The 15,018-nt window shown below is 63.4% G+C and carries 10 protein-coding genes; 4 read left to right on the top strand and 6 right to left on the bottom strand.

The genetic code is table 11. From position 1 onward, the window contains the following. Nucleotides 1-3,005: retention module-containing protein (locus tag E8E75_RS22685; RefSeq protein ID WP_280359807.1), on the bottom strand; the 3,005-nt coding region annotated here is incomplete at its 3' end. Between the two features lie 337 nt (nt 3,006-3,342). On the opposite strand from E8E75_RS22685, the gene E8E75_RS22680 reads away from it, so the two are divergent. The 3 genes from E8E75_RS22680 (at nt 3,343) to E8E75_RS22670 (ending at nt 8,310) form a co-directional block, all read left to right on the top strand. Beyond that, nucleotides 3,343-4,695: a TolC family outer membrane protein gene (locus E8E75_RS22680; RefSeq protein WP_153922041.1), complete on the top strand. Its 1,353-nt coding sequence runs from the start codon at nt 3,343-3,345 to the stop codon at nt 4,693-4,695. A 110-nt stretch (nt 4,696-4,805) separates the two neighbouring features. Continuing rightward, on the top strand, nt 4,806-6,962 hold the full coding sequence (locus E8E75_RS22675) for a type I secretion system permease/ATPase (protein WP_280359806.1): 2,157 nt from the start codon (nt 4,806-4,808) through the stop codon (nt 6,960-6,962). Further along, nucleotides 6,952-8,310, top strand: a complete 1,359-nt coding sequence (locus tag E8E75_RS22670) for an HlyD family type I secretion periplasmic adaptor subunit (RefSeq protein ID WP_280359805.1) — start codon at nt 6,952-6,954, stop codon at nt 8,308-8,310. Before E8E75_RS22675 ends, E8E75_RS22670 begins: the two co-directional genes overlap by 11 nt. Nucleotides 8,311-8,373: 63 nt before the next feature. On the opposite strand, the gene mmsB is transcribed toward E8E75_RS22670, so the two are convergent. The 5 genes from mmsB to E8E75_RS22645 all read right to left on the bottom strand — a co-directional run bounded on the left by mmsB (nt 8,374) and on the right by E8E75_RS22645 (nt 13,978). Further along, the gene (mmsB, locus tag E8E75_RS22665) at nt 8,374-9,258 is read right to left on the bottom strand and encodes a 3-hydroxyisobutyrate dehydrogenase (protein WP_153922047.1); all 885 of its coding nucleotides are present in this window, start codon (nt 9,256-9,258) and stop codon (nt 8,374-8,376) included. Nucleotides 9,259-9,301: 43 nt separating this feature from the next. Beyond that, nucleotides 9,302-10,405, bottom strand: a complete 1,104-nt coding sequence (locus E8E75_RS22660) for an enoyl-CoA hydratase/isomerase family protein (protein ID WP_153922050.1) — start codon at nt 10,403-10,405, stop codon at nt 9,302-9,304. A gap of 23 nt (nt 10,406-10,428) precedes the next feature. Next, the gene (locus tag E8E75_RS22655) at nt 10,429-11,247 is read right to left on the bottom strand and encodes an enoyl-CoA hydratase (protein WP_153922053.1); all 819 of its coding nucleotides are present in this window, start codon (nt 11,245-11,247) and stop codon (nt 10,429-10,431) included. A 10-nt stretch (nt 11,248-11,257) separates the two neighbouring features. Continuing rightward, nucleotides 11,258-12,421 (bottom strand): isobutyryl-CoA dehydrogenase, encoded by a 1,164-nt coding sequence (locus E8E75_RS22650; RefSeq protein WP_153922056.1) that lies wholly within the window; start codon nt 12,419-12,421, stop codon nt 11,258-11,260. 63 nt (nt 12,422-12,484) lie between these two features. Next, complete coding sequence (locus E8E75_RS22645) at nt 12,485-13,978, bottom strand: CoA-acylating methylmalonate-semialdehyde dehydrogenase (RefSeq protein ID WP_120652518.1); 1,494 nt, start codon at nt 13,976-13,978, stop codon at nt 12,485-12,487. 131 nt (nt 13,979-14,109) lie between these two features. On the opposite strand from E8E75_RS22645, the gene E8E75_RS22640 reads away from it, so the two are divergent. Continuing rightward, nucleotides 14,110-14,991: an AraC family transcriptional regulator gene (locus tag E8E75_RS22640; protein ID WP_120652517.1), complete on the top strand. Its 882-nt coding sequence runs from the start codon at nt 14,110-14,112 to the stop codon at nt 14,989-14,991. The last annotated feature ends 27 nt before the right edge of the window (nt 14,992-15,018 follow it).

Here is a 15,018-nt window from a genome sequence, read left to right as displayed (position 1 = left end):
TACTGGAAGGTGGTGGTGCCGTTCCAGTTGGCGTTGGGCACGAAGGTGACACTGGCGCCATTGGCGTTGGCTGGCACGACCGAACCGATCACCAACGGCACGCCGTCGAACATCAGGGTGCCGTCGGTGGGCAGGGTCTTGATGACGAAGTGGTCGACACTGCCATCGATATCCGAGCCGCTGAGGTTGACGGTGATCGGGCTGTCTTCATTGCCCGAGCCGCTGGCGGCGTTGGTTTCCGGCGCGTCGTTCACAGGCGTGACGCTGATGTTCAGCGTCGAGCTGCTGCCGGTATTGGTGGTGTAGCTGACTTCCGGCACCGCACCGTTCCAGTTCTGCACCGGGGTGAAGGTGTAGTTGCCGCTAGCGGCGATGGTCAGGGTGCCGACACCGGCGATGACGGCGCTGGAGCCTGCGGTGAAGGTGCCGGGCACGCCATTGATGCTGAAGGTGGCGACGGTGAGGGTGTTATCCACATCGCTGTCGTTACCCAGAACGTTGCCAGTAGCCGGGTTGTCTTCGGCCACGGTGTTGCTGTCGGCGACCAGGACCGACGCGTCGTCGACCGGGATGACGTTGCCGAAGCTCAGCTCGGCGGTATCGGTGGCAGTGCCGTCGGTGACGGTATAGGTCGCGGTCGGCACCGGGCCGTTGTAGTTCGGCGCCGGGGTGAAGGTGAAGCTGCCGTTGGCGTTGATCACCAGGGTGCCGACGCCCGCGAGGGTGGCAGTCTGGCCGGCCAGATACGTGCTGCCGCTCACTTCGAACTGAGTGACGGTCAGGGTGTCGTTGTCGACGTCGCTGTCGTTGGTCAGGACATTGCCAACCGCCGCGAGGTCCTCGATGACCGGGACCGGGCCGTCGTTGCTGGCGAGCGGTGCGTTGTTCACCGGGCTGACGTTGCCGAAGCTCAGCTCGGCGGTATCAGTGGCCGTGCCGTCGGTGACGGTATAGGTCGCGGTCGGCACCGGGCCGTTGTAGTTCTGCGACGGAGTAAAGGTGAAGCTGCCGTTGGCATTGATGACCAGGGTGCCGACGCCATTGATGGTCGCGGTCTGGCCGGCCAGGTAACTGGCACCGCCGAAGCTGAAGCCGGTAACTGTCAGGGTATCGCCGTCGGCGTCGCTGTCATTGGTCAGCACGTTGCCGGTGGCCGGGGTGTCTTCGGTCACGGCAATCGGGCCGTCATTGCTGGCGACCGGTGCGTCATTGACCGGGCTGACGTTGCCGAAGCTCAGCTCAGCGGTATCGGTGGCGGTACCGTCGGTGACGGTATAGGTCGCGGTCGGCACCGGGCCGTTGTAGTTCGGTGTCGGAGTGAAGGTGAAGCTGCCGTCACTGTTGATCACCAGGGTGCCAGCGCCGCTGAGGGTGGCGGTCTGGCCGGCGGTGTAGGTGGTCCCGCCCACGGTGAATTGGGTGACGGTGAGGGTATCGCCTTCCACATCGCTGTCGTTGGTCAGCACATTGCCGATGGCCGGGGTGTCCTCGGTGACCGGGACGGGGCCATCGTTAGCGGCGACCGGAGCATCGTTCACCGGCGTGACGCTGATGTTCAGTGTCGAGCTGCTGCCGGTGTTGGTGGTGTAGCTGACCTGCGGTACCGCGCCGTTCCAGTTGGCATTCGGCGTGAAGGTGTAGGTGCCGTCGGCATTGATCACCAGGCTGCCGATGCCATTGATAGTGGCGGTGGTGCCGGCGGTGAAGGTGCCATTGACGCCGGCCACGCTGAAGCTGGCGACGGTGAGGGTGTTATCCACATCGCTGTCGTTGCCCAGCACGTTGCCGGTGGCCGGGTTGTCCTCGGCCACGGTGTTGCTGTCGGCGACCAGGGCGGAGGCATCGTCTACCGGGCTCACGTTGCCGAAGCTCAGTTCGCCGGTATCGGTGGCGGTACCGTCGGTGACGGTGTAGGTCGCGGTCGGCACCGGGCCGTTGTAGTTCGGTGCCGGGGTGAAGGTGTAGGAGCCATTGGCATTGATGACCAGGGTGCCAACGCCGGTGAGGGTGGCAGTCTGGCCGGCGGTGTAGGTGGTTCCGCCAACGGTGAACTGGGTGACGGTCAGGCTATCGCCGTCGGCGTCGCTGTCGTTGGTCAGGACATTGCCGGTGGCAGGAGTGTCCTCGGTCACTGCAGCCGGGCCGTCGTTGGCCGCAACGGGAGCGTCGTTCACCGGATTCACGCCGATAGTGACGACGATTGTGTCGGTGCCGCCTTTGCCGTCATCGACAATTACGGTGAAGGTATCGGTGCCGTTGAAGTTCGGGTTGGGTGTGTAGGTGTAGGAACCGTCCGGGTTGATCACAACGGTGCCGTTGCGCGGAACGTCGCCGGGCGTGTAGGTGAGCGGGTCGCCGTCGGGGTCGGTGGCGCCCAGTTGCCCCTTCACTGGGGTGTCTTCGTCGGTGGTCAGGCTGGCGTCCTGGCCTTGCGGGGACGCGTTGGGGCTGTCCGGCAGTTCAGGGGTGGGCTGTTGGCCGTCATTCGACGGAAGCGTGGCATCTACAGTCGGTGTGTTGTCTTCTTCCGCCAGCACTTCTCCGGCCAGTGGCTCGATTCCCGTGGAGAATCCAATGGTCGGGTCGACGCGGTCGGCCGTCGCATCCAGCATCACGAAACTGTGGCCGCCACCAGCGGCACCACCGCCAGCGCCACCAGCGCCCGGGCCTGCCGCAGTGGCTTCGAGTTCCTTGGTCGGGTCGACGCCTGCCTCGATGGCCTTCTGCAGTTGAGCAACGTCATCGGCGGGCGTCGGGGAAGCAGCCTGGGCAGGCAGTGTTTCGACGCTGGCGACGGCGTCGGACTCGCTCCATTGCGTGTCGCGGCCCAGATCGACGGTGCGGCCGTCAGTGAGCTCGAGAGTCACCATCCCCTCGATGCCCGTCTGTAACTGGTCACCCTTGAATAGGCGGTCACCTTCTACGAGCAGGCGCTGGAACCCTTCCGGGGACATTGCGAAAACCTGGCCAACAATGCTTTTGACGATCGCAATAACACTGCTCATGGGGTGACTCTCCTGAATTGGCTTTCAGCTGGCTTGTCGTCACTGGAGTCGAATAACGAGGACTTTGCGCAGGACTGACATTCCCTATCTATATTTAATGCATGGCGAAAAGGTGGCGCCAATATATTGGCTTATTACAATTGGCTATTGCATATATGCCAAAGTATTGACCAATTGACTTCCATCCTAAACAATCAATTCCATGCTGTCACTTTGATATTTGCTTCCTCATCTGGCAGCTTCTGATGTGATGTGATTCACGAAACCTGGCCTGGGCAGGAAGCAAGCTCCGGTGAAGTTTCAGGACCTCCAATTCAACGAAAAGGATGCCAAGAACATGCGTCTGAGACTCTCCACCTTCCTCCCATTTGCCCTGGCGGCGAGCCTTCCCGTACAAGCACAGAGCCTTTCTGAAGCCATGCAGCGTGCCATGGATGTGCATCCGGAAATCCAGGCAGGGGTCAACAGTCGTCTTTCGGCTGACAAACAACTGAAGGCGGCCAAGGGCGGCTACCTACCGTCCGTCGACCTGCTGGGCGGTTATGGCCGTGAAAGCACCGACAACACCACCACCCGTGCCACGGGCAATGACCACTGGAAGACCATGACCCGTGGTGAGTCCAGCCTGCGCCTGCAACAAATGGTGTTCGACGGCTTTGCCACGCAGAACGAAGTCGGCCGCCAGCAGGCCACCGTGAATTCCCGTGCCTACTCGCTGCTCGGGACCTCCGAGCGCACCGCGCTGGACGTGGCCCAGGTCTACATAGATGTGCTGCGCCGTGAAGAAATGGTGCGACTGGCCCAGGCCAACCTGCGCAGCCACGAGAGAATCTTCGATCAGATCAGCCTGCGCAGCGAGCGCGGGGTAGGGCGTCTGGCCGACCAGGACCAGGCGGAAGCACGTCTGGCCCAAGCCCGTAACAACCTGATCACAGAGCAGACCAACCTCAGCGACGCCCGCACCAACTACTACAGCGTCGTGGGCATGGACCCGGTGGACCTGAGCGAGCCGGCCGGCCTGCCGGGGCAATTGCCGGAATCCCTCGAGGGCGCCCGCCAGACCCTGCTGGCCAATAGCCCGATCCTGCGTTCCGCCGAGTCCGACGTCGCTGCTGCCGAGAAACAGTACGATGCCGCCAAGTCCTTCTTCTACCCGCGCTTCGACGCGGAATTGTCCCGCGGAGCGGACAATGATCTGGACGGTGAGAACGGCCACGTCAACGAGTGGCAGGCGATGTTGCGCATGCGTTACAACCTGTTCGCTGGCGGTAGCAACAAAGCGGACCTGGAGTCCAAGGCCTACCAGGTCAACGAAGCGCTGGATATCCGCAACAACGCCCTGCGCGTGTTGAACGAAGAGCTGGGCCTGTCCTGGAACGCTCTCGGCAATGCTCGCGAGCAACTGCCGATCGCCCAGCAATACGTCGACTACAGCACCCGTGTGCGTGAGTCCTACCAGCAGCAATTCAGCATCGGCGAACGTACCCTGCTCGACCTCCTGGACAGCGAAAACGAGCTGTTCACCGCCTCGCGTCGCCTGGTGGACCTGCGTTACACCGAGCTGTTTACTCAGTACCGCATCAAGGCGACCATAGGCGAGTTGCTGAAGAGCCAGGGAGTGGTGGCACCTATGGCCACGGTCGTGCAGACCGAACTCAAGCCAGAAGCAACACTCCCCGGCCTGAACTAGGTACCTGATTCGGATCCGCATGGCGCAGCGGGGAGTTCACCTCCCTCCTGCGCCGCCGGCATCCGGCCTGGGACCTGATACCCGTAGAACCCAGAGCAGAGAATCCAGGCGTGGATCCAGAAGTCAGTCGAGTTCACATCAATACCGATCCCCGCGGTCAGCATGACGATCCTTTGCTCGACTCGTTGCTGTCCCTTTGTGTCCTGCACAGAAAACCTGCCAATCGGGCCATGCTCACCAGTGGCCTGCCGCTGCCCAAGCAACGCCTGACCGCCGAACTGCTGCCTCGCGCCGCAGCCCGCGTCGGCCTGCAGGGCCGCTTGCTGCAGCGTCGTCTGGAGCAGATTCCGAAGATCGCCATGCCGGCCTTGCTGCTGCTCAAGGAAGGCCGTTGCGCGGTGATGCTCGGTTGGGACGACGACGGCAGTGCACGCCTGCTGCTCAGCGAGAGCGACGGTGGCGAGGTGAAGGTCACTCGCGAGCTGCTGCAGGAGGACTACAGCGGCCAGGTGTTCTTTGCCCAGCCGCAGCACAAGTACGACCTCAACCAGGGCAGCCTCATCCCGCGCACCAAATCCTGGTTCCGCGACACTCTCAAGCGCTCGCGCTGGCTCTACACCGATGCGGTTGCCGCCAGCCTGCTGATCAACCTGATCGGCCTTGGCGCTCCGCTCTTCGTGATGAACGTCTATGACCGCGTGGTGCCCAACCAGGCCGTCGCCACTCTTTGGGTGCTGGCCATCGGTATCTCCGGCGCCTACCTGTTCGACCTTTTGCTCAAGACCATGCGCGGCCTGTGCCTGGATCTGGCCGGGAAGAAGACCGACCTGATCATTTCCGCGACCCTGTTCGAGCGCATCGTCGGTATGGCGATGAAGTACCGACCGGCGCGGGTCGGCAGCTTCGCCCAGAACATCCACGAGTTCCAGACGCTTCGGGACTTCCTGGCCTCACTGACGATGACCAGTGTCATCGACCTGCCGTTTACCCTGTTGATCCTGCTGGTGATCGGCTTGCTCGGCGGTCACCTGGTGTGGGTGCCGATCCTGGCGTTCCCGCTCGCCATGGCTATCAGCTGGCTGTTGCAGAAGCCGCTGGTGGCGACCATGGATCGCACCATGGCGCTGGCCGCCGAGCGCCAGTCGAGCCTGATCGAAACCCTCGCCGGCCTCGATGCGGTGAAGGTCAACAACGCTGAAAGCGACCGCCAGTACCTCTGGGAACAGACCATCGGCACCCTGGGCCGCCTCGAGCTACGGGTAAAGATGCTCTCCAGCCTGGCAATGAACCTGACGCTGATGATCCAGCAGCTGGCGGGCGTGGTGATGATCGTCGCCGGCGTCTACCTGATCATGGCCGGCGACCTCAGCATGGGCGGCCTGATCGCGTGCTACATGCTCAACGGTCGTGCCCTCGGTCCGCTGACCCAGCTTTCCGGCCTGCTGACCCGCTACCAGCAGGCACGCCTGACCATGAAGTCCGTGGACCAGATGATGGACCTGCCCCAGGAACGCCAGGAAAGCGAACAGCCCCTGGTACGTTCAAAGCTGCAGGGCAGCCTCGAACTGCGGCAGATCAACTTCACCTACCCGCATCAGCAGACGCCTGCGCTCAGCGAGGTCAACCTGATCATCCGCCCGGGGGAGAAGATCGGCATCATTGGCCGCAGCGGCTCGGGCAAGAGTTCCCTGGCCAAGTTGATCGTAGGCCTCTACCAGGCCGACTCGGGCAGCCTGCTGGTGGACGGCACCGACATCCGCCAGCTGGACGTCAGCGAGCTGCGCCACAACGTCGGCTATGTACCCCAGGACATCCAGCTGTTCAGCGGCACCCTGCGCGACAACCTCATGTCCGGCGCCCGCTATGTGGAAGACGAGCTGGTATTGCAGGCAGCCGAGTTGTCCGGCGTGCACGAGTTCGCCCGGATGCACCCGCAGGGCTATGAGTTGCAGGTCGGCGAGCGTGGTCAGAACCTCTCCGGCGGCCAGCGGCAGAACGTCGCCCTGTCCCGCGCACTGCTGCTGGATCCGCCAATCCTGCTGCTCGACGAACCAACCAGCTCCATGGACAACCCTGGCGAAGAACGTCTCAAGGAACGTCTATCCGCGGTAATCGCCAACAAGACCCTGCTGCTGGTCACGCACCGTGCCTCGATGCTTTCGCTGGTGGACCGTCTGTTGATCATCGACCGTGGCCGGGTCATCGCCGACGGTCCGAAGGAAGCGGTCATGGAAGCACTGAAGAAGGGGCAGATCAGTGTCGCATAAGGGTTTCGGTGCACTGCGCCAGTACTTCAAGGGTGGCGATTCGCTTTCCGATCAGCCGCTGCCGGAGGTCAACAAAGCCCTGGTGGAGGATGCGCCGCGCGTGGTGCGCCTGACCATCTGGACGCTCATCGGCTTCACCCTGTTCATGCTGCTCTGGGCGCACTTCGCCCAGGTGGACGAGGTCACTCGTGGCGAAGGCAAGGCGATTCCATCTTCCAAGTTGCAGAAGGTGCAGAACCTGGAAGGCGGCATCGTTTCCGAACTGTTCATTCACGAGGGCCAGGTGGTGGAGGTTGGTGACCCGCTGCTGCGTCTGGACCCGACCCGCTTCGAGTCCAACGTCGGTGAAACCGAAGCTGACCGCAACGCCATGCAGCTGCGGGTGGAGCGCCTGAGCGCCGAGGTGGACGACCGCCCGCTGCAGATTTCCGAAGAGCTGCGTAAGCTCGCGCCCGAGCAGGCGAACAGTGAAGACGCCCTTTACCGCAGCCGCCAGCAGCAACTGCAGGAGGAGGTGGCCGGACTCGAAGAGCAACTGGTGCAGCGCTGCCAGGAGCTGCAGGAGTTCATCTCCAAGCAGGGCCAGTACCGCAACAGCTTGCAGCTCCTGCGTCAGGAAATCGCCATTTCCGAGCCACTCGTGGCCCAGGGGGCGATTTCCAAGGTGGAGGTCCTGCGCCTGCGCCGCGCCGAAGTGGAGAATCGCGGCGAGCTGGAAGCTACCAGCCTGGCCATTCCCCGTGCGGAATCGGCGATCAAGGAAGCCGAGCGCAAGATCGCCGAGACCCGCTCGCGCTTCCGCAGCGAGGCGCTGGCCCAGCTCAACGAGGCACGCACCGAGCTGAACAAGGCCAATGCCACCGGCAAGGCCCTGGAGGACCGTGTCAAGCGCACGCTGGTCACGTCGCCAGTGCGGGGTATCGTCAAGCAGTTGCTGGTCAACACCATCGGTGGTGTGATCCAGCCGGGCAGCGACCTTGTGGAAATCGTCCCGCTGGACGACACGCTGCTGGTGGAAGCGCGCATCCGCCCGCAGGACATCGCCTTCCTGCACCCCGGGCAGAGCGCCATGGTCAAGTTCACCGCCTATGACTTCACCATCTACGGTGGGTTGACTGCGGACCTCGAGCAGATCGGCGCGGACACCATTACCGACGATGAAGGCAACAGCTTCTACCTGATCAAGTTGCGCACCCAGAAAAGCCATCTGGGAAGCGAACAGAACCCGCTGTTGATCATCCCTGGCATGGTGGCCTCGGTCGACATCATGACCGGTAAGAAGAGCATCCTGAGTTATCTGCTCAAGCCCATCATCAAGGCCCGCGCCGAAGCGTTGCGGGAGCGGTGATCGACCTGTAGGAGCGAATTTGTTCGCGAATGAATTCGCTCCTACAAGGAAGGTATCGCTGACTCACTCCGCGAACAGCTTCTGCACCACCGAGAAGTCCTTCTTGCCCTTGCCCTGCTTGAGCAGCAGGCGATAGAGCTGCAGCGCCAGAGCGCCCATCGGAGTGCTGGAGAGGCTGACCTGTGCCGTCTCCTGGGCCAGCCCAAGGTCCTTGGCCATCAGTTCGGCCATGAAGCCGCCATCGTAGTCCTTGCTCGCCGGCGCGTTGGGCATCACCCCCGGCCAGGGGTTGTAGCGTTCAAGCACCCAGTTGCCGCCCGAACTCTGGCGCATGATCTCGGCCAGCACGGCCGGGTCCAGGCCATTGGCCACGCCCAGGGCCATGGACTCCGCAGTGCCGATCATCTGCACTGCCAGCAGCTGGTTGTTGCAGACTTTGGCCACCTGGCCGGCGCCGTCGGGACCCGCGTGAAAAATGTTCTTGCCCATGGCCTGGAACACCGGTCGTGCTTTCTCCAGCGTTGCCGCCTCGCCGCCCACCATGAACGTCAGGGTGCCAGCGGCGGCGCCTGCGGTGCCTCCTGACACCGGAGCATCCAGCAGTTCGATACCCTTGGCCTTGGCGGCTGCGTGTACCTTGCGTGCGGATTCCGGGGCAATGGTCGAGCATTCCAGCACTACGCTGCCGGGGGCAATGGACTCCAGCAACCCCCCGCTACCCAGCAGCAGACCTTCCACATGTTTGCTCGCCGGCAACATCGTGATGACGACTTGGGCGTCGCTGACCGCGTCACGAGCGTCTCGGGCCGACTTGGCGCCCTCGGCCGCCAGCTCGTCGACGGCGGCCTGAACCAGGTCGTAGACGCTTAGCTCGTGTCCAGCCTTGAGCAGGTTGCGGGCCATGGGCAGGCCCATGTGGCCAAGTCCGATAAAGGCGATCTTGCTCATCGTGTTTCTCCTTGGCCCGACGCGTGTGGCGTCGGGCGAGTTGTCAGAGATCGTCCAGCGGATGCCGGCCTTCCCACACCGGCTCGAAATGGGCCTCGATCACGGCACGGGGAATGGCCGTCACATCCGGCCAGTGCCAGCGCGGGGCGTTGTCCTTGTCGATGAGTCGGGCACGCACCCCCTCGGGAAACTCCGGATGACGGCAGCAATTCAGGCTCATGGCGTATTCCATGCGGAACACTTCAGCCAGGGAGAGGTGCTTCGCCCGGCGTATCTGTTCCCACACCAGGTGTGCGGTGAGCGGGCAGCCGCCAACAAGGGTCTTGGCGGCACGTGCCAGTGGCACGTCGCTGTCATGCTGTAGAGCGGCAATGGCCTTCCAGGCAGCAGGCAGGTCGGGCACATCCAGCAGCTCGTCGATACGCTGGCGCCGTGGCAGCCACTGGGCCTCCGGCAGGTGGCCGCGGGCTTCGTGCTCCAGCGCCTTGAGCAGGCTGTTGAGCTGGGCTTCGGGGTGGTCGCGCCAATTGAGCTGGATCAGCCCTGCAACCAGGGCATCCTGCTGATCTTCCAGCAGGAAGCGGTCGGCAAGGTCGAGGTCCAGGGCATCGCGGGCGTTGATTGTGCCGGCACCGAGGCCGAGGAACAGGCCGAGCTTGCCCGGCAGGCGGGCGAGGAACCAACTGCCGCCCACATCGGGATAGAGACCGATGTTGATCTCCGGCATGCCCAGGCGACTGGAGGGCGTGACGATGCGGATGGATGCACCCTGCATCAGCCCCATGCCACCGCCCAGCACATGGCCGTGTGCCCAGCAGATCAGCGGTTTGGGGTAGGTGTGGATGCGATGGTCGAGCCGGTATTCATCAGAGAAGAAGCGGCCCGCCAGTGGCGGCACCACGCCGGGATGCTCGCGGCACGCATCCACCAGCTTACGGACATCGCCACCAGCGCAGAACGCCTTGGGGCCGTTGCCGCGTAGCAGTACGCAGACGATTTCCGGGTCATCGGCCCAGGCGCGCAGTTTCGCGTCCAGAGCCTCGATCATCGGCAGGGAAAGGGCGTTGAGGCTGGTTTCGGCGTCCAGGCTGGCGATGCCGATGCGCGCACCGTGGAGGCCGCTGCGTTCTTCGAAACTCACATTCATGATCGTTCTCGTCGGGCTCGAGGTCATTTATTGCGCCAGTGCGGGTCGCGCTTTTCCAGGAAGGCGTTGACGCCTTCGCGGGTGTCCTCGGCATCGAACAGGTCGACGAAGCGCTCGCGTTCTTCCGACAGCCAGCTGTTCGGCCCACGCTCCCGCGCGCCCTGGATCAGCGGCTTGATGGTGCGTACCGCGACAGGGCTCTGGCGCGCCACCTTGGCGGCGAGCAGCAAGGCAGTGCCACGGGCTTCGCCGCTGTCCACGACCTGCTCCACCAGGCCGATGCGCAGGGCGGTTTCGGCATCCACGCGCTCGCCGCAGAGGATCATGCGCTTGGCCCAGCCTTCACCCACCGTCCAGGACAGCGCCTGGGTGCCGCCCGCGCAAGGCAGCAGGCCAACAGCGGCCTCCGGCAACGCCATCTGCGCCTGGCGTTCGGCAATGCGGATATCGCAGGCCAAGGCACATTCCAGGCCGCCACCCATGGCATAGCCGTTGATTGCAGCGATGGACACGCCACGAAAATCCCGCAGGGCTTCGAACGCCTCGCCGAAGCGTCGGGCCATTTCGCGGGCACGGGCCTTGTCGCCATCGGCGAAGAGATTGAGGTCTGCCCCGGCACTGAAGAACTTCGGCCCCTGGCCGGTTACCACCAGCGCGTAGATCTGGTCGTCGTGGTTGAGGTGCGCGATCAGTTGCTTGAGACCGATCAGCGACTCACGATCCCAGGTGTTGGCCGGCGGATGGTTGATGGTGATGAGTGCGGTGTGGCCGTGTTTTTCCACCGTCAACTTGTGGGTCAGGTCGAAGATTCCGGGCTGGTAGGGTTCAACGGCAGTAGACATGTGCATCTCCTTACAGCAGGCGGTCGATGGCTCCGCCTTGTTCCAGTAAACGGCGCGCCACAATGACGCGCATGATCTCATTGGTGCCTTCGAGTATCTGGTGCACCCGGGTATCCCGTACCCAGCGCTCCAGAGGATAGTCGTTCAGATAACCGTAGCCGCCATGCAGTTGCAGGGCCTCGTTGCACAGCTCGAAGCACTGGTCGGTGGCAAAGCGCTTGGCCATCGCGCAATAGAGGCTGGCCTCGGCGTGGCGCTGGTCCAGGCGGTAGGCGGCCAGGCGCACCATCTGCCGACTGGCGGTGAGTGCCGTGAGCATGTCGGCCAGCTTGAACTGCAATGCCTGGAAGTCGGCCAGAGGCTTGCCGAACTGCTTGCGTTCCTCCACGTAGCGCAAGCTCTGTTCCAGTGCCGCCTGGGCGGCACCGAGTGAGCAGCTGGCGATATTCAGACGACCGCCGTCCAGGCCTTTCATGGCATAGACGAAGCCCTGGCCTTCCGGGCCTATGCGATTTGCGGCAGGAATGCGCACGCCTTCGAAGGTGATGGTGCGGGTGGGCTGGGCACGCCAGCCCATCTTGTCTTCGTTGCGGCCGTAGCGGATACCTTCGGCATCGGCCGGCACCAGGAAGCACGAAATGCCCTTGGCGCCATCTTGCCCGGTGCGCGCCATGACAATCAGCACCTGTGTACTGCCAGCGCCGGAAATGAAGCATTTGCTGCCGTCCAGCACATAGTGGTCGCCATCGCGGCGAGCGCGGGTACGCAGGTTGGCTGCATCGGAGCCTGCGTCCGGCTCCGTCAGGCAGTACGAGGCGAGCAGTTCGCCGCCGATCAGCCCTGGCAGCCAGCGTGCCTTCAGCTCGGCATCACCGAAGGACGCGAGCATCCAGGTGGCCATGTTATGGATGGTCAGGTAGGCGGTGGTGGCTACGCAGCCTGCCGCGAGCTGTTCAAAGATCAGCGAGGCACTGAGCCGGGAAAGGCCCAGGCCGCCATCTTCTTCAGCGATATAGAGCGCCAGGAAACCCTGTTCCGCAGCGCGCCGTATCTCCTCCAGCGGGAAGTGGTGGTTGCGGTCCCAGTCTGCGGCAAAGGGCATCAATTCGTGGCGGGCGAAGGCGCGGGCGCTATCCACCAGCAGGCGTTGTTCTTCTGTGAGGTCGAAATCCATATGTCGTCTGCCTTTGCTCGGTCCCGGGCGATGCTGGGCACCGCTTGGCGAATGAGTTTGCCGCTACTTCAGCTGGATGGTCAGGTTCGGGCCGGTGACCGGACTGTCATCGAACCAGCGGGAGGTGACCGTCTTGGTTTCGGTGTAGAAGCGCACCGCCTGCTTGCCGTAGGCGTGCAGGTCGCCATAGAAAGAGCCTTTCCAACCAGTGAAGGAAAAGAACGGAAGGGGCACGGGGATGGGGACGTTGATCCCCACCTGTCCCACTTCAACCGCATGCTGGAAGTGCCGCGCGGCGCCGCCGGAACGGGTGAACAGACTGGTGCCGTTGCCGTAGGGATTGGCATTCACCAGGGTGATGGCGTCTTCCAGGTTGTCCACTTCCATGCACACCAGCACCGGGCCGAATATTTCCTCACGGTACAGACCCATCTTCGCGGTTACGCCACGGAAGAGGGTGGGGCCAAGCCAGTTGCCGTTTGGATAGCCGGGCACCTCGCACTGCGAACCGTCTAGCAGGCATTGCGCACCTTCCGCCTTGCCTTCGGCGATCAAGCGCAGGACGCGTTGGCGAGCCTGCTGGCTGATCAAGGGGCCGAAGGCGGAATGGGCGTCCTTCCAGTGGCCGGGACGCAGTTCAGCCATCTGCGCGGCCAATTCCGAGATCCACTCACGCGCCTCGCCAACGAAAATGGCCACGCTGATGGCCATGCAGCGCTGGCCAGCGGCGCCACAGCTCGCACCTATCAGATTGCTGAGCACCTGGTCCTTGTTGGCGTCGGGCAGCACCACCATGTGGTTCTTGGCGCCGGCAAAGGCTTGCACCCGCTTCAGGTGCGCAGTGCCGGTTCGGTAGATGTGCTGGCCCACTGGAACCGAGCCGACGAAGGAAATCGCGCGCACATCGGGATGGGTGAGCAGGGCGTCCACCTGTTCGCGTCCGCCATGGAGCACTTGCAGCACACCTTTGGGGGCGCCGGCTTCGATGAACAGCTCGGCGAGGCGGTTGGGCGTCAGCGGGTCCTGTTCCGAGGGCTTGAGGACGAAGGTATTGCCGCAGGCGATGGCAAGCGGAAACATCCATAGCGGGATCATCGCCGGGAAGTTGAAGGGGGTGATGCCAACGCACACGCCCAAGGGTTGCACCCAGCTGGCCGTATCGATTTCGCGGGCGACGTTCTCCACCGTCTCGCCCATCATCAGGCTGGCCACGTTGGCGGCGTGCTCGGCCACCTCGATGCCCCGCCAGACATCGCCCTTGGCATCGGCGAAGGTCTTGCCGGTCTCGCTGGCCAGCAGCTCGGCCAATTCGTCGTGATGCTCCTTGAGCAGTTGCTGGTAGCGCAGCATCAACCGGGCGCGCTCGGGGACCGGCACTTCGCGCCAGGTTAGAAAGGCCGCCTTGGCACTGGCGACAGCGGCCTCGATTTCCTCCGCGGTGGCCTTGGGGGCCAGGGCAAGGACTTCCTGGGTCGCCGGGTCGGTGATTTCGATCAGTTCGCGGGCGCGGCTGTCGCGCCACTCACCGTCGATCAACTGCGGAATTGTCCGGGGCATCTGGTCCTCCACCCGTGAGACGGGACCTTGTTGTTTCTTGCCCTTATAGCGGCCGCCGATACAGATGTGGATTGACGATCTTGGTGGTTGGATGGACGATCTTGGCATTGCAGGCCACTACAAGAACCAACATGAGCCGCACCGTCGAAACCTCCAACTGGCCTTTGCCGGCAAACGGCGTGCGCTTCACCACGCCGCCGCGCTTGCGTCGCCTGCTGGCCCGCCACCCGCTGACTTCCGCCTGCTACCCGCTGGCCCTGGGCTATTACCCAGAGGCGCTGGGACACCGCATGGAACGCCATCAACCTGAAGACAATCTGCTGATCTACTGCCGATCCGGGCAGGGCTGGCTGGACTGCCGGGATGGACGATTCGAGGTGGGCGGTGGAGACCTGTTGCTGCTGCCCAAGGGGCAGGTCCATGCCTACGGCGCGGATGCGCAGCGGCCCTGGAGCATCTACTGGGTGCATTTCGAAGGCGAATTGGTAGAGGACTACCTGCGCCCGCTGGGCAAGTCAGTGTTGCGTCGGATTGGTGTGCAACCGCGGCTGCTGGCGGATTTCGACGCCTTGCTGGGATTACGCAAGCAGGGTCTGAACCTGCCGCACTTCATCCATGCAGCGCACCAGTTGCAGACCCTCCTGACTTCACTCGCGGTGCTGCCGGTGCGGGGGTATCTCAAGTCAGGCCGGGTATTGGACGTGGACGCGGTGCAGGCGGTAATGCGCGCCCATCTGCACGACAGCCTCAATCTCGATCAGCTGGCGGCGCAGTTCAAGCTGTCGCGCTTCCATTTCGCCAAGACCTACCGCGCCCTGACTGGCCATGCGCCGATCCAGGACTTCATCCAGCTGAAGATGGCCCACGCCTGTCGTCTGCTTGATGAGGGTGACCGAGGCGTGAAACAGATCGCTGAGCAACTGGGTTACGAGGACGTTTACTACTTCTCGCGGCTGTTTCGGAAGGTTGTGGGCATGGCGCCCAGTCACTACCGTGTGTTGCACCGGGGCTAAACCGCGATGGACTCCTGTAGGGGCGAT

It is taken from the genome of Pseudomonas sp. BN606, from assembly GCF_029873115.1.
Taxonomy (GTDB): Bacteria; Pseudomonadota; Gammaproteobacteria; order Pseudomonadales; family Pseudomonadaceae; genus Metapseudomonas.
Note: the sequence above shows the minus strand (reverse complement) of the source record. Positions and strands in the feature narration are given on the sequence as shown.

Coding starts and splice junctions, on each gene's coding strand:
- E8E75_RS22680 (WP_153922041.1), top strand. CDS start 3,343: ATGCGTCTGAGACTCTCCACCTTCCTCCCATTTGCCCTGGCGGCGAGC.
- mmsB (WP_153922047.1), bottom strand. CDS start 9,258: ATGAGCAAGATCGCCTTTATCGGACTTGGCCACATGGGCCTGCCCATG.
- E8E75_RS22660 (WP_153922050.1), bottom strand. CDS start 10,405: ATGAATGTGAGTTTCGAAGAACGCAGCGGCCTCCACGGTGCGCGCATC.
- E8E75_RS22655 (WP_153922053.1), bottom strand. CDS start 11,247: ATGTCTACTGCCGTTGAACCCTACCAGCCCGGAATCTTCGACCTGACC.
- E8E75_RS22650 (WP_153922056.1), bottom strand. CDS start 12,421: ATGGATTTCGACCTCACAGAAGAACAACGCCTGCTGGTGGATAGCGCC.
- E8E75_RS22645 (WP_120652518.1), bottom strand. CDS start 13,978: ATGCCCCGGACAATTCCGCAGTTGATCGACGGTGAGTGGCGCGACAGC.
- E8E75_RS22640 (WP_120652517.1), top strand. CDS start 14,110: ATGAGCCGCACCGTCGAAACCTCCAACTGGCCTTTGCCGGCAAACGGC.